The sequence below is a fragment of the Pandoraea cepalis genome, assembly GCF_902459625.1.
GTDB lineage: Bacteria > Pseudomonadota > Gammaproteobacteria > Burkholderiales > Burkholderiaceae > Pandoraea > Pandoraea cepalis.
In genome coordinates this window covers 1-19,738 of sequence record NZ_CABPRY010000007.1, presented here as the reverse complement: position 1 = coordinate 19,738, position 19,738 = coordinate 1, and the positions used below count along the sequence as shown (strand labels likewise).

Genomic DNA, 19,738 nt, shown 5'->3' with positions numbered 1-19,738 from the left:
GGGCACGCCGGACAAGCGCTTATGCCGATGGCAGTCGCGAGCCGCACCGTTAGAATGATGGCTTCAGAGGAGACGGTGCGATGGAGCGGTGGGCAATGGACGTTCGCGGGCTCGCGGGGTGCTGGCTTGCGGGGAGGCGGTCGTGAAGTTCGTCAGCGCAACGTCGCGTCGCACGCGCGCCCTGCTCGCGCTCGTGGCCGCGTTTGCCTTGCTGACGGTGGTGGGCGCTTGGGTGGCCTATCGTTACGCGGAACAGGTGGAGCTCAGCACGCTGCGAGACACCGCCGCGCACCGGCTCGACGGCTACGAAAACGCGTTGACGAGCGAGGTTCGGCACTACAGCTATCTGCCGTCGCTCGCTAGCTTGAATGCCGACGTGCTATCGATGCTGCGCCATCCGACCGATCGCGATCTGGTCGCGCGGGTCAACGCTTATCTGCAGACCGTCAACGCAGACGCGGGCTCCAGCGCGTTCTACGTGATGGACAAGCAAGGCAATACGCTCGCGTCAAGCAACTGGGACCAGCCGAAGACATTCGTCGGGTCGAACTTCTCGTTCCGCCCGTACTTTATCGGCGCCATGCGTGACGGCCATGGCCGTTTCTACGGGCTGGGCACCGTGAGTCATGAGGCGGGCTATTTTCTGGCCGAACGGATCTATGACGACGCGCATCACGTGCTTGGCGTCGTGACGCTCAAGGTCAATCTCGATCGGATCGAATCGGTCTGGCGACAGGGCGCCGAGCCCGTGCTCGCCGTCGATTCGCATGGCGTGATCATGCTGTCGTCGGTGCCGGGGCTCAAATACAGGACACTTCGCCCGCTGTCGGCAGCCGCGCGCGCCGAGATTGTGAGTACGCACCAGTACGACGCGCCGGGGGCACTCATGCCGGCTGGATTTACCATCGAGCGCACACTCGCGCCCAATGTGTGGATCGAATCGGTGGCGCGCGACAATCCGCTGGCCACCAGCCTGCCGACCCCCCACCCGTTCCCAACCGAGTTCCTGGTCGTGACCCGTCCCGTATCGGGCACCGACTGGCACATTGTCGTGCTGTCGAATCTCGCGCCTGCGCGAGCGGTGGCGCGTGCATTGGCCCGATCCGCCGCGCTCGGGCTCGCATTCGTCGTCGTGCTGGCGCTGACGGTGTGGCAGCGACGGCGCATCGTCGCGCAACGGCTCGCGCTGCGCGAGGCGCTGCAGCAACTGAACGAGGAGCTCGAGCGCAAGGTCGCGCGGCGCACTGCGGCGCTGAGCCGCGCGAACCGCAATCTGGAGCACGAGGTCGCGATGCACAGGGAAACCGAAGCGCAGCTCAAGGCGGCATTCGAGGAGCTTGTGCAGGCCGGCAAGATGGCGGCGCTCGGGCAGATGGCGGCGGGCGTCACCCACGAGCTCAATCAGCCGCTCGCGGCGCTACGCACGCTGTCGGATAACGCGCTGACATTCCTCGAACGGGGGCGGGCGAGTCACGCCGAGGCCAATCTTCGGATGATCGGCGAGTTGATAGAGCGAATGGGGCGGATCACGTCGCAACTGAAGCGCTTCGCCCGCAAGGCGCCGACGCAGCTCCAGCCTGTCGTTGCCGCCGAGGCGATCAATAACGCGCTGTTCCTCGTTGGGCAGCGGCTGCGCAAGGAGCGGGTCGAGCTCATTTTCGACCCGCAATTGGCCGACGCGCGCGTGCTCGCCGATGCCAATCGGCTCGAGCAAGTGCTCGTGAACCTGTTCACGAACGCGCTCGACGCGATGGCCATCACCCCGGTGCGACGCCTCGAGGTGACGGTCGAGGCGGAGGGCAATACGACCGTGATTCGGGTGCGCGATACCGGCACGGGGCTTTCCGAGGCTGTGCGCGCGCGGCTCTTCGAGCCGTTCTTCACGACGAAGGAGCAGGGCACGGGGCTGGGCCTCGGCTTGGCGATCTCCGAGGGCATCGTGCGTGAGTTCAGCGGTTCGCTGAAAGCTTCCGGCCGGCCCGAGGGCGGCGCCGAGTTCAGTATTTATCTACGTACGTACAGGGAGGGCAACCCGTGATCCCAGACAGCTTGCGCGTGCTGCTCGTGGAGGATGACGCGGCCGTGAGGCTCGGTACTGTCCAGGCGTTGCAGCTAGCGGACATCGAGGTCGACGCGTTTGGAAGCGCCGAGGAGGCGCTTGAGCACATCGACGGCGATTTTCCGGGCATTGTCGTCAGCGATGTGCGCCTGCCCGGTATGACGGGGCTCGAGCTGCTCGAACGCGTGAAGGCAATGAGCGCGTCGATGCCGGTCATTCTCGTGACCGGGCACGGCGACATCGCGATGGCGGTACAGGCCATGCGCCTCGGCGCTTACGACTTTGTTGAAAAGCCGTTCGCGTCGGAGCGGATCGTCGAGCTTGCGCGACGTGCGCTCGAGCACCGACGGCTTACGCTCGAACTGACGGCCGTGCGCAGGCAGCTCGAGAGTCGCGATCGTATCGATGCGAGGATCCTCGGGAATTCGCGACCCGTGGAGCGTTTGCGCAAGCTGATCCTCGAACTGGCCAATACCGATGCGAACGTGCTGGTGTTCGGCGAGACGGGCACCGGCAAGGAACTTGTTGCGCGCTGCCTGCACGACTTCGGCCCGCGCCGCGACAAACCCTTTGCCGCGCTGAACTGCGCGGGCCTTCCTGAATCGTTATTCGAGAGCGAAGTGTTCGGCCATGAGGCGGGCTCGTTCACGGGGGCGTTGAAACGTCGCATCGGCAAGCTGGAATATGCGCAGGCTGGCACGCTCTTCCTCGACGAGATCGAGACGATGCAGATGGCGCTTCAGGTCAAGTTCCTGCGTGTGCTTCAGGAGCGCCAGTTCGAGCGGATTGGCTCGAACGAACTGCTGCCGATGAATTGCCGGATCATTGCCGCGACGAAGGCGGATCTGCTTGAGCTCGCACGCCAGCAGCGGTTTCGCGACGATCTCTACTATCGGCTCGGGGTGATCGTGCTCGAGATCCCCTCGCTACGGGAGCGTCGGGAAGATATTCCGCTGCTGTTCGAGCATTTTGTGCTGCGGGCGGCGGCGGCGTACGGTCGTCCGGTGCCGGAGATCGGCGCCGAGCGTCTGAATCGGCTGATGGCGCGCCCGTGGCCCGGAAACGTGCGCGAACTGTGCAACGTCGCCGAGCGCTTTACGCTCGGACTCGGGACCGGAGATCCGGACGACGGCCCGCAGGGGGCGCCGCGCACGCTTGACGAGCAGATGAACCTGTTCGAGCGGCGTTTCATCGAAGAGGCGTTGCGCGCGTCCGGCGGACGCGCATCGCTCGCTTGCGAAAAGCTGGGCGTTCCCCGAAAAACCTTGTACGACAAGATGCGGCGCCTCGGCATCGCGTCCGATGATTTCAAGTGAAATCAGGGCAAGGGAAGCGATCGGATCCATCGGCCGGTCGAGCCCCCTGCCGCCGCGAGACTGCAATTCCGGTGGCGCGTCAGTCGTGCGCGAGGCACGACGGCTATACTGGTCAGGCGAGCGTTGCTTGAGTTCGCCGCCGGTCGCCGAATCGATGGTCGCGATCGCCCATTGCCCCCCTGACTCCGGGCCGTTCGAAGGCGGGACAACGTGCGATAGCGAATTCGCATAGCGCCCCTCGTGGCCGCCGCGGCCCGGTGGCCGGGATCTACCTCTCCCGCGCTCTTGAGCGCGCCCGTGCGCCCGATTCATCGGTGCGAACCACGCGGCATGTCGCCCTGGCGCGCGTAGGGCCCCCCCTTTGGACTGGCTAAGGGATAATCGCGATCTTGCGCGGCGGCCGAGTTTTCGGGGCGCGCCAATGGTGCCTGCGCAAAAAGGGTAATCATTACTATTTGCGCACGAGATTTCATTTTTTTGATGTTTTGAACACACAGAGACGAAGGGATGCCTGATTTCACGATGGTGGACGACTCGATTCCGGTCATTACGGTGGATGGCCCAACGGCATCCGGCAAAGGGACGGTGGCACACCGTGTGGCCGATGCATTGGGCTTTCACTATCTCGACAGTGGGGCGCTGTACCGGCTGACAGCGCTGGCGAGCGCCCGGCACGGGATCGATCCGGACGACGTCGGGGCGCTGACGGTGCTCGCCGAGACGCTCGATGTGCGATTCAAGGAGCAGCGTATCTGGCTGGCCGGGGAGGACGTCACCGACGCGATACGCGCCGAGGCGATCGGCAATCGGGCATCGAGCATTGCCGTGCACAAGGCGGTCCGTCACGCGCTGGTGTCGCTTCAGCGGGCCTTCAAGACCGCGCCAGGCCTTGTTGCGGACGGTCGCGATATGGGCACGGTGATTTTCCCGGAGGCCGATTTGAAGGTGTTTTTGACGGCCACACCGCAGGCGCGCGCCGAGAGGCGTTATAAGCAATTGATAGAAAAAGGATTTTCTGCTAACATAGACAGTCTGATGCTGGATCTTGAGGCGCGCGATGCGCGGGATCGTACCCGTGCCGAAGCGCCACTACGGCCAGCAGAGGGTGCGCGGGTACTCGACACATCGGGGCTCAACGTCGATCAGGCGGTGGCCCAGGTGCTCGAATGGTTCGCGCAAGTGCAGTATCCGCAAGGCGCCTGACAGGGTGTTTCATGCAGTCACCCGTCGTGGCTTTGTCAACCTTTAACCCAACCGTTGTGCGTGATCGTCACCCCCTTCGGGAGACGGACGTCAGCGGCGTAATCCACATTTATGTCCGACCTGCAAACCTCGACTAACGAATCATTCGCGGCACTCTTCGAAGAGTCGCTCTCCCGTCAAGACATGCGTGCTGGTGAAGTCATCAGCGCAGAAGTCGTTCGGGTTGACCACAACTTTGTGGTCGTCAACGCCGGGCTCAAGTCCGAAGCGTACATCCCTATCGAAGAATTCCTGAATGATCAGGGCGAGGTCGAAGTTCAGGCCGGCGATTTTGTTTCCGTGGCGATCGACGCCCTGGAAAACGGCTACGGCGACACCGTGCTGTCGCGCGACAAGGCCAAGCGTCTGGCCTCGTGGCTGCAACTGGAAAAGGCCCTCGAATCGGGCGAGCTCGTGACCGGCACGATTACCGGCAAGGTCAAGGGCGGCCTGACCGTCATGGTCAACGGCATCCGCGCATTCCTGCCGGGCTCGCTGGTGGACACGCGTCCGGTCAAGGACACGACCCCGTACGAAGGCAAGACCCTCGAATTCCGTGTGATCAAGCTCGATCGCAAGCGCAACAACGTTGTGCTCTCGCGTCGTGCCGTGATCGAAGCCACCCAGGGTGAAGAGCGCGCCAAGCTGCTCGAGACGCTCAAGGAAGGCGCGATCGTCAAGGGCGTGGTCAAGAACATCACCGACTACGGCGCATTCGTCGACCTCGGCGGTATCGACGGCCTGCTGCACATCACCGACATCGCCTGGCGTCGTGTGCGTCACCCGAGCGAAGTGCTGTCGGTTGGCCAGGAAGTCACCGCCAAGATCCTCAAGTTCGATCAAGAGAAGGGCCGTGTCTCGCTGGGCGTCAAGCAACTCGGCGACGATCCGTGGGAAGGCATTGCTCGCCGCTACCCGCAAGGCACCCGCCTGTTCGGCAAGGTCACCAACATCACCGACTACGGCGCATTCGTCGAAGTGGAATCGGGCATCGAAGGCCTGGTTCACGTGTCGGAAATGGACTGGACCAACAAGAACGTTGCACCGACCAAGGTTGTCCAACTGGGCGACGAAGTCGAAGTCATGGTGCTCGAGATCGACGAAGACCGTCGTCGTATCAGCCTGGGCATGAAGCAGTGCAAGGCGAACCCGTGGGACGACTTCTCGCGCAACTTCAAGAAGGGCGACAAGATCAAGGGCGGCATCAAGTCGATCACCGACTTCGGCGTGTTCATTGGTCTGCCGGGCGGCATCGATGGCCTGGTTCACCTGTCGGACCTGTCGTGGAGCGAAACCGGCGAAGACGCCGTGCGCAAGTACAAGAAGGGCGACGAAGTCGAAGCCGTGGTTCTGGGCATCGACGTCGAGAAGGAACGCATCTCGTTGGGCATCAAGCAGCTCGAAGGCGATCCGTTCAACTCGTTCGTGGCCATTCACGACAAGGGCTCGATCGTTGACGGTACCATCAAGGCCGTCGACCCGAAGGGTGCCGTCGTGTCGCTGGGTGAAGACGTCGAAGGTTACCTGCGCGCTTCGGAAATTTCGCACGACCGTGTGGAAGATGCCCGCAACGTGCTCAAGGAAGGTGAAGCCGTCAATGCAATGATCGTCAACATCGATCGCAAGTCGCGCAACATCAACCTGTCGATCAAGGCGAAGGATTCGGCTGAACAGCAGGAAGCGATCAGCAAGATGTCGTCGGATAGCTCGGCAGCGAGCGGCACCACGAATCTGGGTGCCCTGCTCAAAGCCAAGCTGGACAGCCAGAATCAGTAAGGTCCAAGGCCTATGACCAAGTCTGAATTGGTCAACCAGTTGGCGGCGCGGTTTCCCCAGTTGGTGCTCAAGGATGCCGATTTCGCGGTGAAGACCATTCTCGATGCGATGGCAGACGCGCTTGCGCGCGGTCATCGAATCGAGATCCGCGGTTTCGGTAGCTTCGGGCTCAACCGTCGGCCACCGCGTGTCGGCCGCAATCCGAAGTCGGGTGAGAAAGTGATGGTGCCGGAGAAATTTGTGCCGCACTTCAAGCCCGGCAAGGAGTTGCGAGAGCGGGTTGATCACAAGGCGTCGGACCAATAAGGCCCTTTGGGATCTACTACGCGAGAAAAGCGCCTTCGGGCGCTTTTTTTGCATTTGGCGGCAAGACGTGCGGGCCATTGACGCCAATATGAAGCTTGCTGCAGTAACGGCGCCTGACGGAGCACATCCGGTACAATACGGCCACGTGCCGGCCCGGGTGCGTCGGCGGCATCGACGCCGTGGCCCCGGGGCCGCTCAAGTCGCAAAACATACGGCAACCCTGCCGCAGGAGCCTTTCGGCATGAAGCTGATTGTTTGGATCGTTCGTCTCATCGTGTTTGTGGTGTTGCTGTGTCTCGCGCTCGCCAACACGGGCGAAGTCACGTTGAACCTTTTCCTGGGGCATACGTGGACGGCACCGCTCATCATGATCGGCCTGGCGTTTTTCGTGGTCGGTGGCGTCATCGGCGTGCTCGCGACATTGCCGAGCCTGATGCGTCAGCGCCTGGAGCTACGCCGCACGCGGCGCGATCTGGCCCGTGCACAACGCGACCCCGAGGCGGGGGATCAACCGCCGATGCTACCGCCGGTCTAATTCGGGCGACACGGCGCGCGACGCTCGCCCTCTTCATCGACTGTTTCAACGACAACACGCATTCATGGAATTCGAGGTCTGGTGGCTATTGGCCATCCCCGTGATTTTTGGCTGCGGCTGGGTGGCCGCACGCCTGGATCTGCGCAGCTTGCTCTCCGAGAGCCGCAATCTGCCGGCGTCCTACTTTCGCGGTCTGAACTTCCTGCTCAACGAGCAGCCCGACAAGGCGATCGATGCCTTCATCGAAGTCGCCAAGCTGGATCCCGAGACCACCGAGCTGCACTTCGCGCTGGGGAGTCTGTTCCGTCGTCGCGGCGAGACGGAGCGCGCCATTCGTGTGCACCAGAACCTGCTCTCGCGCCATGACCTGCCGTCAGCCGATCATGAGCACGCGCTCTACGAACTCGGCCACGATTTTCTCAAGGCGGGGTTGCTGGACCGTGCCGAAGAGGCGTTCGGCCGACTGCACACTGGGGCTTACGCCAAGGCAGCGCAACATGCAAAGCTCACGATCTATCAGATCGAGAAGGAATGGCACAAGGCGCTGACCGAGGCCGAGGCGCTGAGTGAGCTCGACCCTGCCGTGTCGTACCGCAAGGAGATCGCGCAGTTCCACTGCGAGCTGGCGCAGGAAGCGCTGCAACGCAAGGACGCCGACGCCGTTACGCAAGCGCTGGACGCCGCGCTCGCGGTCAATCCCGCCAACGTGCGTGCGCCGCTGCTGCGCGGCGACATGCTGCTCGCCGCGGGCGACGCCGAAGGTGCGTTGCGCGTGCTTCGCACCATCGAGGAGCAGAATCCGGTGTACCTCGGCCTCGCGGCCAAGCGGCTGATGCGGGCGTACGAGGCATTGGGCCGGGCGAAAGAAGGGCTCGCTGTGCTGAGCGATGCGCTGCGCAAGAATCCGTCGGACGATCTGCTGGAGATCGTCTATGAGCAGTCGATTGCCCTTGAAGGCCCGGAAGCGGCGCTCAAGCTCATGCGCGAACAGATGCACCGCGCGCCGAGCGCGCCCGGCATGGTGCGCCTGCTCGAAGCACATGCCGCCACGGCGCACGGCGACACGCAGTCGGACCTGCAGCTCATGGGCAAGCTCATCACGCAGCGTACCAAGTCGTTGCCCCGGTATGTCTGCGACCAGTGCGGCTTCCGCGCGCGATTGTTTTATTGGCAATGCCCCGGCTGTAACGGCTGGGAGACCTATACGCCGCGACGTGTCGACGTGCCGGCGGCCTCCTAATTTCTCTTAGTTCGCGCAATCATGAAAGTCACTATCATCGGCTCCGGATACGTCGGCCTCGTCACTGGGGCGTGCCTGGCGGACGTCGGCAACGACGTGTTCTGCCTCGACGTCGATCCGCGCAAGATCGAAATCCTGAACAACGGCGGCGTGCCGATTCACGAACCCGGCCTGCAGGAAGTCATCGCGCGCAATCGCGCCGCTGGCCGCCTTCAATTTTCGACCGATGTCGAGGCCTCGGTCGCCCATGGCGACGTTCAGTTCATCGCGGTGGGCACGCCCCCGGACGAAGATGGCTCGGCCGACCTTCAATATGTCGTGGCCGCGGCACGCAACATTGGCCGCTACGCCAAGAGCTTCAAGGTCATCGTCGATAAATCGACCGTGCCGGTCGGTACGGCCGACAAGGTGCGTGCCGCGGTGGCCGAGGAACTCGGCAAGCGCGGCGAAAACGTGTCGTTCTCCGTCGTTTCGAACCCCGAATTCCTGAAGGAAGGCGCGGCCGTTGACGATTTCATGCGCCCGGATCGTATCGTGATCGGTGTAGACGACGACACCGACGGCCAACAGGCGCGCGCGATGATGAAGCGCTTGTATTCGCCGTTTAACCGCAACCATGAGCGCACCCTGTACATGGACGTGCGCTCGGCGGAATTTACCAAGTACGCGGCAAACGCCATGCTCGCTACGCGCATCTCATTCATGAACGAGATGGCTAATCTGGCCGATCGCGTCGGCGTGGATATCGAAGACGTGCGCAAGGGCATTGGCTCGGACCCGCGTATCGGCTACCACTTCCTGTACTCCGGCTGCGGCTACGGTGGCTCGTGCTTCCCGAAGGACGTCCAGGCGCTCGTGCGCACCGCCGAGGACTATGGCCTGCCGTTGCGAATTCTCAACGCAGTCGAAGCCGTCAATGAAACGCAAAAGGCCGTGCTGATCGACAAGATCGTCAACCGCCTCGGCGACGATCTGTCGGACAAGACGTTCGCGTTGTGGGGCCTGGCGTTCAAGCCGAATACCGACGACATGCGCGAAGCCCCGAGTCGCCGCGTCATCGCCGAGCTGGTGCGTCGTGGTGCCCGGGTGCGGGCTTATGATCCGGTGGCGCTCGATGAAGCGCGCCGCGTGGTCGCGCTGGACTTCGCAGATGATGCCGAGGCGCACGCCCGCATCGAATTCTGTGCGACGCAGAACGACACGCTGACGGGCGCCGACGCGCTCGTGATCGTTACGGAATGGAAAGCGTTTCGTAGCCCGGACTTCACGCGCGTGAAGGCGGCGCTTTCGCTGCCGCTGATTTTCGACGGCCGGAATCTGTACGAACCGGACGCCATGAAGGAGCTGGGCATCGAGTACCACGGCATCGGCCGCGGGTTGCACGAGTCGGCCTGAGTGACGAGGAGCGACAGATGACTTTGACGGCAACTTCGCTCACGCGCACGGTGCAGGCACCCGGCGTGCCCACCGTGCCTCGCGCGGCGTTCAGCCGCGCGCGCGTGCTGATCGTCGGCGACGTGATGCTCGACCGCTACTGGTTCGGCGACGTCAATCGCATTTCCCCGGAAGCGCCGGTGCCGGTGGTGCATGTCAAGCGCAACGAGGAGCGGCTGGGCGGTGCGGCGAACGTGGCGCTCAACGCCGCGTCGCTGGGGGCGCAGGCGGGGCTGCTTTGCGTGCTGGGTGAAGACGAACCGGGCGAGCGCGTCGTCGACCTGCTCGACGAGAGCGGTGTGACGGCCTTTGTGACCCGAGACGCCGATCTGGCGACGACGATCAAGCTGCGCATCGTGTCGCGTCAGCAGCAATTGCTGCGTATCGATTTTGAGAATCAGCCGGCGCGGGAAGTGCTGCTGGCGGTGCTCGATCAGTATCGCCAACTGCTCGACAGCTACGACGTCGTGCTGCTCTCGGATTACGCCAAGGGCGGCCTGACGCATGTGCAGCCGATGATCGAAGCTGCGCGCGCCGCAGGCAAAATGGTACTTGTGGACCCGAAGGGCAGTGATTACGAGCGATATCGCGGTGCCAGCATCCTGACGCCGAACCGCTCTGAATTGCAGCAGGTCGTGGGCGAGTGGCGCTCGGAAGACGACCTGACGGCCCGCGCGCAGACCCTGCGTGAGTCGCTTGATCTGGAGGCCCTGCTGCTCACGCGTTCGGAAGAAGGCATGACGCTCTTCACCGCGAACGGCGCGCTGCACGTGCCGGCGCAGGCGCGCGAAGTGTATGATGTTTCAGGCGCGGGCGACACTGTGATCGCAACGCTCGCCGCATCGCTTTCTGCTGGTCTGCCGCTCGCGCAGGCCGTCGTGCTCGCCAACCGCGCGGGCAGTATTGTCGTCGGCAAGCTGGGTACGGCGACTGTGGACTACACCGAACTCTTTTCCGAACTGACATGACCATCATCGTGACCGGTGCCGCGGGCTTCATTGGCGCCAACCTCGTCAAAGCCCTCAACGAGCGCGGCGAAACCGACATCGTGGCGGTCGACAACCTCACGCGCGCCGACAAGTTCCGCAATCTGGTCGACTGTGAGATCAGCGATTACCTCGACAAGACCGACTTCGTCGCGCGCTTCCAGCGCCGTGAATTCGGCCGTGTGCGCGCGATTTTCCACGAAGGCGCCTGCTCCGACACCATGGAGACCGACGGCCGCTACATGATGGAGAACAACTTCCGGTACACGCGAGCATTGTTCGAAGCGTGCCAGGCGCAGTCCGTGCCGTTCCTCTACGCGTCGTCTGCGGCGACGTATGGTGCGTCGGAAACGTTTGTGGAGAACCGTGAATTCGAGAAGCCGCTCAACGTCTACGGTTACTCGAAGTTTCTGTTCGACCAGATCGTGCGTCGGGCGATGCGCGAGGCCGGTGGCAAGCTTCCAAGTCAGGTGGCCGGGTTCCGCTATTTCAACGTCTATGGCCCGCGTGAGGCGCACAAAGGCCGCATGGCTTCGGTGGCGTTCCACAACTTCAACGAATTCCGCGCCAATGGGCGGGTGAAGCTCTTCGGTGAATACAACGGCTACGCCGCCGGTACGCAAAGCCGCGACTTTGTGTCGGTGGAAGACGTGGTGAAGGTGAACCTGCACTTTTTCGACCATCCCGAGCGAAGCGGCATCTTCAACCTCGGCACGGGCCGTGCCCAGCCGTTCAACGACATCGCCGTTGCCGTGATCAACACGCTTCGCGCCGAAGCGGGTGAGGCGGCGCTGTCGCTCGACGAACTGGTCAAGCAGGGACTCGTGGAGTACATCCCGTTCCCCGACGCGCTGCGCGGCAAGTACCAATGCTTTACACAGGCGAATATCGATAATCTTCGCCAATCGGGGGGGTATCAGCAGCCTTTCTACACGGTGGGTGAGGGCGTCTCGCGGTACGTTCGCTGGTTGCTCGCGCAGTAAATGGCGAATCACAGCGCAAGACCGACGGGGAGCCCACTGGCTCCCCGTTTTGTTTGACGTTGTGGGCGTGCGATGTCATCCGTAGCCGTTCCTGGACGTTAAGCCATAATCGGGGTGTCGAGGAGGTCCACGATATCCTCGATATCGGCCCGAGTGACTTCATAAGGAACAGATCATGCTTCGCAAGTTCTTGCTGGCGGTTGTTGCCTTTTTCACCCTGTGCGGCCTGGCCATGGCTGCCGTCGACATCAATACCGCCGACCAGGCGCAGCTCGAATCGCTCAAGGGCATTGGGCCGGTCAAATCCAAAGCCATCATCGACGAGCGTAACGCCCACGGCCCATACAAGGATGCGGCGGACGTTGCCAAACGCGTCAAGGGGCTGGGCGCCAAGTCCGTGACCACGCTTCAGTCCGAAGGCATGACGATCAACGGGCAGGGTGGGGCCGCGGCGCCTGCGGCGGCCGCCAAATCGGCGCCCGCGCCCGCACCGGCCCCTGCGGCACCGGCCAAACCGATGCCGCCTGCCGCGCAAACGCCTGTGGCACCTGCGACGACCGCCAAGCCCATGACGCCGGCGGCGCCTGTCCCGTCGACGACGACACAAAAGACGCCTGCGCCGACGCCTGCCGCCGGTTCGACGATGAAACCCGCGGCGCCGGGTGCGGCGGCCATGTCGGCCAAGCCCTCGACGCCGGCTCCGGCGGCGGCGCCCGCCGCAGGCGCATCGGACGCGAAGGCGACCCGCTCGAAGAAGTCGAAGGATGCCAAGGCGGCCAAGGCCAGCGCGGCCCCTGCCGCGGCATCGGCGCCGGCGGCCGCGCCCGCCGCAGCCCCGGCAAAGCCGTCCAAATCCAAGAAGGCCAAGGCTCCGGAGGCGGCTAGCGCACCGAAGCGCTGACGCCCGACGGGCGGCCGGGCATCGCCATTGCGATGTCCGGCCGAAATCGCCACCCCTGAGCGCGGACGTGGCCGGTGGATTAGAATGTTCCGATTCCCGACCGAAACAGCTTAGCGCAATGGCCTACAAGACAATCGAAGACACCATCGGCAATACGCCGCTGGTACAACTGATGCGTTTGCCCGACGACGAAATCCGTCGCCGCAACAACGTGATTCTCGGCAAGCTCGAGGGCAACAACCCGGCGGGGTCGGTGAAAGACCGTCCGGCGCTATCGATGATCAAGCACGCCGAATTGCGCGGCCGCATCAAGCCCGGCGATACGCTGATTGAAGCCACCTCCGGCAATACCGGCATTGCTCTGGCGATGGCTGCGGCGGTTCGTGGCTACAAGATGGTCCTCGTCATGCCGGAAGATCTCTCCATCGAGCGTCGTCAGAGCATGGGGGCCTATGGCGCCGAGATCATTCTGACGCCGGTCAAAGGAGGCATGGAATACGCCCGTGATCTCGCCGAGCAGATGCAGCGCGACGGACGCGGCATCATCCTCGACCAGTTCGCCAACCCGGACAACCCGCTTGCGCACTACGAGAGTACCGGTCCAGAGATCTGGCGCGATACTGAAGGGCGCGTCACCCACTTCGTTTCCGCGATGGGTACGACGGGCACGATCATGGGCGTATCGCAGTATCTGAAAGAGCAGAGCGACGCGGTGCAGATCATCGGCGCCGAACCCGCCGAAGGCTCGCGCATCCCGGGCATTCGAAAGTGGCCGGAAGCGTACCTGCCGAAGATCTTCGATCGGGCACGTGTGGATCGCACCGTCTCCGTGACGCAGGCGGAAGCGGAAATCATGGCGCGCCGTCTTGCGGCGGAAGAGGGTATTTTCTGCGGCATCTCAGCTGCGGGCGCCTGCCAGATTGCGTTGAATCTCGCGCATGAAGTCGAGAACGCCACCATCGTGTTCGTGGTGTGCGATCGCGGCGATCGTTATTTGTCGACCGGGGTGTTCCCGGCGTAAGGCGCCGCGGTGCCGGTCACGCGCACGTGACGGGATGCCTCGCACCATGTACAACGGGACCCAGTGGGTCCCGTTGTACATGGCGAGTGCGGCTCGGCATCCTGTCTTACGGAGCGCGCGCTGCCTTGATCGCGTCGGCAAGATCGTACACCGACATCGCGTAGAAGAAGCTGCGGTTGTAACGCGTGAGCACGTAGAAGTTGGTCAGACCCATGCGGTACTCGGTGGCTTGTCCCGGCGTAGGCAGATCGACGATGAGCACCGGCGTGTCGAGCGATGCCCCGACATCGAGCCGCGGCTCGTTCATCAGCATGCCTGCCTTGATGAAGTCGCCGAGCTTCCAATGCGGCTCAGGTTGCCCGTCTGCGCCGGCTTCGGCCAACCCCTGACTGCCGCGATCCCCGGCGATATTCCAGACGACCGGTTGTTTCGCCTGCCAGCCGTGCTGCTTGAGGAAATTGGCGACGCTGCCGATGGCGTCCGCCACATCGTTTGTGAGGTTGATCTTGCCGTCGCCGGTGTAATCGACGGCGTAGTTGCGGATCGAGGACGGCATGAACTGCGGAATGCCGATGGCGCCCGCGTACGAGCCGTAGATGCCGAACGGGTCGACACCGCGCTCGCGAGCGTAGAGCAACAGGTTTTCCAGCTCGTTGCGAAAGAGCGCCATGCGCTCCGACCGGTTGCGGGCGGGCGGATAGTCGAACGCCAGCGTGGTGAGCGCATCGATGGTGCGGAAGTTGCCCATGTGGCGCCCGTAAATGGTCTCGACGCCGATGATCGCGACGATGATCTCCTCGGGCACCCCATATTGCTTCGCCGCGCGCGCGAGTGCTGCCGCGTTCTGGTTCCAGAAACGCACGCCGCCGTTGATGCGCGTGTTATCGAGAAAATTCCGCTCGTATCGTGTCCAGTTCTTCTGGCCGGGCGTGGCGGGCGGTGCGGCCAGACGCGCCGCCGTCTGCGAGAACACCACGCGCGAGAAGACATTTTGCAGCGCACCGCGATCGAATCCGTCGCGCGCCACGAGGTCGTTGATGAACGCGTCGACCTCGGGGTTCGCCGCATAGCGTTGCGGTACGACCTCTTCCTCGAATTCCGCCTTCGCGATCGGCTTGGCGCGTGTTTGCGCGTGCACGCCGGCAGACGTCAGCGCGAACGTGCCGACGCAAAGCAACACGCCGAACGCCTGCGCGAGCCGCAACAGTGGCGAGAGGGCGAGGGCGTCGGCACGTTTGCGCAGGGCAGCCGCGCGAGGGCGGTCAGTGTCCGGTCGATGGGGCGGGCGCGTGTGCGCCGGCGAGAGCGAATCGTACATCCGTACCGGTGATGTCATGCTGTCTGTCAGGCCTGTATGAAGTCCGAAGGCAACGCAGCCACCTTGGCCGCCGTCGCGTTAGTCGCGTTGACGCGTTCGTCAGGGCGTGCGTCAGTGATCCGATACGCGCCGATAACGAGAGCGTCAACCATTCATGCCGGTTCCCACCGTCCCGAAATTCAGGTGAACGGCCCTTGCCGGCTGACACGGGTCTGCTGGGAGACTGCTTGGCAGTATAACCGAGTGCACCTGTGATACCTTAAGGCCTGAGCACTGTCCGTGACAGGACTCATGGGGGATGCCGGCCATCGGCAAGCGAGCGCCAGTGGAGTGCGGCATCGCATGCCACGCGCTCCGCCCGGCCGCTACCGGACGCGAGGCGCACGGCACGGCGGGCATCCCCCACCCGTCCCACCATAACGATTCGAAGCGATAGGCGACACACCGAATGGCTACCGGGTTTTATACGCACCCCGATTGCATCCGTCACGAAATGGGCGAGTGGCATCCGGAATGTCCCGAACGGCTGCGCGCCATCGAGGACCAATTGATCGCGGGACGCATCGACGGCCTGCTCGAGCGCCGTGAAGCCCCAGCGGCCGACGAAGCCAGCCTGCGGCTCGTGCACACGCAGGATCACATCGACTTCATTCGCGACAACATCCCCGAGTCCGGCTATTTCCCGATCGATCCGGACACGTTGCTCAACCCGTATTCGTGGCGTGCGGCCACGCGTGCGGCCGGTGCGGCGATTGCGGCGACCGATGCCGTGCTGCGCGGCGAGCTCGAGAACGCGTTTTGCAGCGTTCGCCCGCCGGGCCATCACGCCACGCCTACGCGCGCCATGGGCTTTTGTCTGTTCAATAATGTGGCGATTGCGGCTGCGCATGCGCTCGAAGTGCACGGACTCTCGCGGGTGGCGATCGTCGACTTCGACGTGCATCACGGCAACGGCACGGAAGCCGCGTTCGGCAACGATGAACGCGTGCTGATGTGCGGCATTTTTCAACACCCTTTCTACCCGTTTTCCGGCGCGGTCGATCCGGCACCGAACATGCTCAACATTCCGATCGCCGCGCGTACCTCGGGCATGCAGGTCCGTGAGGCGATCGACTACGGCTGGCTGGGTCAACTCGATGCGTTCCGTCCGGAGATGATCTTCTTCTCGGCGGGCTTCGACGCGCACCGCGAAGATGACCTCGGCAATCTCGGTCTGACCGAGGCGGACTTCGCGTGGATCACCGAACGCGTGAAAGCGGTGGCGGATCGTCATGCGAAGGGGCGCATTGTGAGCTGCCTGGAGGGCGGCTACAACCTTTCGGCGCTCGGACGCAGTGTCGTGGCGCATCTGAAAGTGCTCGCCGACGTTTGATATTTCGCGCTTGACGACTGTGCGATGCCGCGCGAAACGACGCGGTACGGGAGAGAGACCATGACCGCATCCGAAGCGACGACAGCGACGACAGCGACGCCTGAGCCGCTTGTCGTTGTCACGCGAGGTGAGGGGGAACTGGCCGGCGTGGTCACGCTGACGCTGAATCGCCCGCGCCAATTCAATGCCCTTTCGATAGCGATCCTCGAGGCGCTGCAACGTGCGCTCGACGACACGCAGCGCGATGCCAGCGCGCGCGTGGTTGTGCTGGCGGCCGCCGGTCCGGCGTTCTGCGCCGGACACGATCTCAAGGAAATGCGCGCCGAACCGTCGCTCGACAGCTACCGCGCGCTGTTCAATCAATGCACGCGTGTGATGCTGACGATGCAGCGCATGCCGCAGCCGGTCGTTGCCCGCGTGCATGGCATTGCAACGGCGGCGGGATGTCAGCTGGTTGCGATGTGCGATCTGGCGGTGGCGACGTCGGCGGCGCGCTTCGCTGTCTCCGGCATCAACGTCGGCCTTTTCTGCGCGACGCCGGGTGTGGCCCTCTCGCGCAATCTCTCGCGCAAGCAGGCGATGGAGATGCTGCTCACGGGCGATTTCATCGACGCGCAGACAGCCCGTGAGCGCGGTCTCGTCAATCGTGTGGTGGCAATGGAGCGGCTTGACGCGGAAGTGGCGGTGCTATGCCGTTCGATCCTGGCGAAGCCCGCCGCGGCGGTGGCAGCGGGCAAGGGGTTGTTTTACCGGCAGGTCGAGACCGGCATCGAGGCTGCTTACCAGATGGCGGGGCAGACGATGGCCTGCAACATGATGGACGAATGTGCGCTCGAAGGGGTGCAAGCGTTCATCGAGAAGCGCGCCCCCGACTGGGCGAAGCGGTCCGACTGACGGGAACGGCGCACCAAAGCCCCCCCGACGGCTTTGGGACGTCGCACGCTCTCTTCAGACCTTGTCGCACCGCTCACGCCTTACCACTGCTTTTCCAGCACGAGCGGCCCGGGCATTGCCGTGCGGCTCACGGCGTATCCCTTGTCGGTGAACCAGGCGCGCAGCGCCTTGATCATGTCCGGATTGCCGCAAACCATGATGCGCGACGTGGCAGGGTCGAGCGTCGCGCCCGTCGCCCTCTCCAGTTCGCCTGACGCCAGCAGCGACGTCACACGTCCGTTCAGCGCGCCGGGCATTTGCTCGCGCGTTACGCACACGACGTAATGCAGTCTATCGACCAGCGACGGATCGACGTCGGGATGGGAGAACTGTTTCAGTTCGTCGTAATAGGCAAGGTCGTGCTGCCATCGCACGCTGTGCACGACGAAGATGCGCTTGAATCGATGCCATACGGCCGGGTCGCGCAGGATCGACATGAAGGGCGCGAGGCCGGTGCCGGTGGCGAGCAGCCAGAGATCCTCGCCGCCGGTGAAGCGGTCGAGCGTCAGGAAGCCATAGGCGGTGTGATCCACGAACAGCGTGTCACCGACCTTGAGCTGCGCCAGGCGCGGCGTGAGCTTCCCTTCTGGAATCGTAATTGCGTAGAACTCCAAGGTATCTTCGGCGGGCGAACTCACTAACGAAAAAGGTCGCCAGATCATCTCGGCCCCTTCGCCGTCCCCCTCGGGAAGTCCAATCCGTACGAACTGTCCCGCCGCAAATTGCAGGCCGGGCGGTCGCGTGGTCTTGAAGCTGAAGATCGTCGGCGTCCAGAAATGCATGCCGGTGACCGTTTGCGGTGAGTATTTCGTCTGCGCTTGCATGCCTGAGGCTCCTCGCAGTTCCACACGTCTTCAGTGTAGCGCGCACCGGGGCAACGCGTGACGAGACCCTGCTCGCGTGCGGGGTTCCGGGCGTGCGTCGAGTGCCTGGCAGGCGCCAATGCTCAGATGCTGTCGTGTGCCCCGACGGTCGGTTGCGTTGGCTGGGCCGCTGGCGTGTCGGGCAGGTGCTGCAACAGCCACTGTGTCAGTTCGTCGATGACCTTTTCACGATCGAGATCGTTGAGTGTTTCGTGAAAGTGCCCGGGATAGAGGCGCAGTGTCTTGTCCTGAGAGCCCGCGTTGCTATGGAATTGCTCGCTTGCCCACGGGGCGGTGAGTCGGTCGGCGGTGCCGTGGAAGATGTAAAGCGGCAGACGTAGCGCGTCGGCGTTGGCGTGAATGCGAGTCATCGCGTCGAGCAGTTCGGCGGCGGTGCGCGCCGGTGTGCCGCGATAAGCGTTCAGCGGATCGCGCTTGGCCGCGGCTACCACGGCCTTGTCGCGTGCGATCATCGTCGGATCGATCTTGAAGACGGGCACCTTGGGCAGCCAGCGCGACACCCACCGCCCGGCTTTCATCATCCATGGGGCGACGGGCTCGCCCGGCGCGAGTGCCGGGCTGCTCAGCATCAGTGCGCGCACGTTCGCCGGTGCCCGGGTGATGGTGTACAACGCCGCGATGGCGCCCCCCATGCTGTGGCCGAGCAGGAACAACGGTGCCGGACCGAACTGGGTGCGCACGTGTGTGAGGAAGATTTCAGTGTCGTCGAGGTACTCGTCGAAATGCTTCACAAAGACCCGCGATCCACCTGAACGGCCGTGACCGCGAAGGTCGTAAGTGACGGTGGCGAGGCCTAGCGCGGCGAAGTGCTCCGCCAGCCGCGCATAACGCCCGCCGTGCTCGCCCATCCCGTGGATGATGGCCACCACCGCGCGCAACCGCGCCCCGTCGGTATTGGGCGTCCAGCAATGAACGTGCAGTGACAGGCCGTCGCTCGCACGCAGGCTCGATTCGGAATACGTGGTCATGTCTCCTCCTGGCGCGTTGGCCGGGTGGCCGTCACGCTTGCGATGGCACAGCGAATATTGGGTGCGCCATTCGATCATAGGCGCCTGAGCGGCGGGGTGATTTCTCTAGAGGAAATGCACCACACGGGGACTGGCTGCCCGTCGTGATTTCCATAAAAATAGCACGATCGTTCGGGGTTGATCGGTTGCGTGACAGCGCGTGCCGGTCGCGTTATGGCGTCGCTGACTTGCGGATTGTGCATTTGCGGCAAATCAGACGGGCATCACGAATTAATGCAACAAAATGCATTGAATTGACAATAAATGCGCCATTCACTGTGTGGTTATAATGACAGCGGATTGACGTTAACGTAACTTTGGAGCGAGTTCATGAAGATCCTGGTACCGGTCAAACGGGTAGTGGATTACAACGTAAAGGTTCGCGTGAAGAGCGACGGCAGTGGCGTCGACATAGCGAACGTGAA

General features: G+C 63.4%; 17 protein-coding genes and 1 pseudogene. 15 read left to right on the top strand and 3 right to left on the bottom strand.

Features of this window, described 5'->3' with window-relative positions; translation table 11 throughout:
* The first annotated feature begins 142 nt into the window (after positions 1–142).
* From PCE31107_RS15180 to cysM, 12 genes are all read left to right on the top strand, one after another.
* Complete coding sequence (locus PCE31107_RS15180) at positions 143–2,038, top strand: sensor histidine kinase (protein WP_174966682.1); 1,896 nt, start codon at positions 143–145, stop codon at positions 2,036–2,038.
* Complete coding sequence (locus PCE31107_RS15175) at positions 2,035–3,375, top strand: sigma-54-dependent transcriptional regulator (protein ID WP_130025198.1); 1,341 nt, start codon at positions 2,035–2,037, stop codon at positions 3,373–3,375. The genes PCE31107_RS15180 and PCE31107_RS15175 overlap by 4 nt, the downstream gene beginning before the upstream one ends.
* Before the next feature lie 522 nt (positions 3,376–3,897).
* Complete coding sequence (gene cmk, locus PCE31107_RS15170; protein WP_217425207.1) at positions 3,898–4,578, top strand: (d)CMP kinase; 681 nt, start codon at positions 3,898–3,900, stop codon at positions 4,576–4,578.
* Between the two features lie 111 nt (positions 4,579–4,689).
* Positions 4,690–6,393 carry a 30S ribosomal protein S1 gene (gene rpsA, locus PCE31107_RS15165; RefSeq protein ID WP_017232088.1) on the top strand — a complete coding sequence of 568 codons (1,704 nt, stop codon included), beginning with the start codon at positions 4,690–4,692 and terminating at the stop codon, positions 6,391–6,393.
* A gap of 12 nt (positions 6,394–6,405) precedes the next feature.
* A complete protein-coding gene (locus PCE31107_RS15160; RefSeq protein ID WP_017232087.1) occupies positions 6,406–6,699 on the top strand; it encodes an integration host factor subunit beta in 294 nt (97 codons plus the stop codon).
* 241 nt (positions 6,700–6,940) lie between these two features.
* Complete coding sequence (locus PCE31107_RS15155) at positions 6,941–7,234, top strand: LapA family protein (RefSeq protein WP_017232086.1); 294 nt, start codon at positions 6,941–6,943, stop codon at positions 7,232–7,234.
* A gap of 64 nt (positions 7,235–7,298) precedes the next feature.
* On the top strand, positions 7,299–8,474 hold the full coding sequence (gene lapB / locus PCE31107_RS15150; protein WP_150609580.1) for a lipopolysaccharide assembly protein LapB: 1,176 nt from the start codon (positions 7,299–7,301) through the stop codon (positions 8,472–8,474).
* A 21-nt stretch (positions 8,475–8,495) separates the two neighbouring features.
* Complete coding sequence (locus tag PCE31107_RS15145) at positions 8,496–9,869, top strand: UDP-glucose dehydrogenase family protein (RefSeq protein WP_150609578.1); 1,374 nt, start codon at positions 8,496–8,498, stop codon at positions 9,867–9,869.
* A gap of 17 nt (positions 9,870–9,886) precedes the next feature.
* On the top strand, positions 9,887–10,876 hold the full coding sequence (gene rfaE1 / locus PCE31107_RS15140; RefSeq protein WP_150609576.1) for a D-glycero-beta-D-manno-heptose-7-phosphate kinase: 990 nt from the start codon (positions 9,887–9,889) through the stop codon (positions 10,874–10,876).
* Positions 10,873–11,877 carry an ADP-glyceromanno-heptose 6-epimerase gene (gene rfaD, locus PCE31107_RS15135; protein WP_150609574.1) on the top strand — a complete coding sequence of 335 codons (1,005 nt, stop codon included), beginning with the start codon at positions 10,873–10,875 and terminating at the stop codon, positions 11,875–11,877. Before rfaE1 ends, rfaD begins: the two co-directional genes overlap by 4 nt.
* A 175-nt stretch (positions 11,878–12,052) precedes the next feature.
* Positions 12,053–12,778, top strand: coding sequence for a ComEA family DNA-binding protein (locus PCE31107_RS15130; protein WP_150609572.1), 726 nt, complete (start codon positions 12,053–12,055; stop codon positions 12,776–12,778).
* Positions 12,779–12,896: 118 nt separating this feature from the next.
* Positions 12,897–13,799, top strand: coding sequence for a cysteine synthase CysM (gene cysM, locus PCE31107_RS15125; RefSeq protein ID WP_150609570.1), 903 nt, complete (start codon positions 12,897–12,899; stop codon positions 13,797–13,799).
* Between the two features lie 106 nt (positions 13,800–13,905).
* Here cysM and mltB read toward each other — a convergent pair whose 3' ends face one another.
* Entirely contained in the window at positions 13,906–15,135 is a 1,230-nt protein-coding gene (gene mltB, locus PCE31107_RS15120) for a lytic murein transglycosylase B (protein ID WP_246181840.1), read from the bottom strand.
* Between the two features lie 430 nt (positions 15,136–15,565).
* Between mltB and PCE31107_RS15115 the strand changes: the two genes are divergently transcribed.
* Both PCE31107_RS15115 and PCE31107_RS15110 read left to right on the top strand, forming a co-directional pair.
* Positions 15,566–16,489 carry a histone deacetylase family protein gene (locus PCE31107_RS15115; RefSeq protein WP_130025204.1) on the top strand — a complete coding sequence of 308 codons (924 nt, stop codon included), beginning with the start codon at positions 15,566–15,568 and terminating at the stop codon, positions 16,487–16,489.
* A gap of 60 nt (positions 16,490–16,549) precedes the next feature.
* Positions 16,550–17,383 carry an enoyl-CoA hydratase gene (locus PCE31107_RS15110; RefSeq protein ID WP_150609568.1) on the top strand — a complete coding sequence of 278 codons (834 nt, stop codon included), beginning with the start codon at positions 16,550–16,552 and terminating at the stop codon, positions 17,381–17,383.
* 80 nt (positions 17,384–17,463) lie between these two features.
* Here the strand turns inward: PCE31107_RS15110 and PCE31107_RS15105 are convergent, their stop codons facing one another.
* On the bottom strand, positions 17,464–18,246 hold the full coding sequence (locus tag PCE31107_RS15105) for a ferredoxin--NADP reductase (protein ID WP_150609566.1): 783 nt from the start codon (positions 18,244–18,246) through the stop codon (positions 17,464–17,466).
* A 122-nt stretch (positions 18,247–18,368) separates the two neighbouring features.
* Complete coding sequence (locus PCE31107_RS15100) at positions 18,369–19,274, bottom strand: alpha/beta hydrolase (protein WP_246181839.1); 906 nt, start codon at positions 19,272–19,274, stop codon at positions 18,369–18,371.
* Between the two features lie 369 nt (positions 19,275–19,643).
* On the opposite strand from PCE31107_RS15100, the pseudogene PCE31107_RS15095 reads away from it, so the two are divergent.
* Positions 19,644–19,738 (top strand): annotated as a pseudogene (locus PCE31107_RS15095) (electron transfer flavoprotein subunit beta/FixA family protein); the annotation flags it as partial.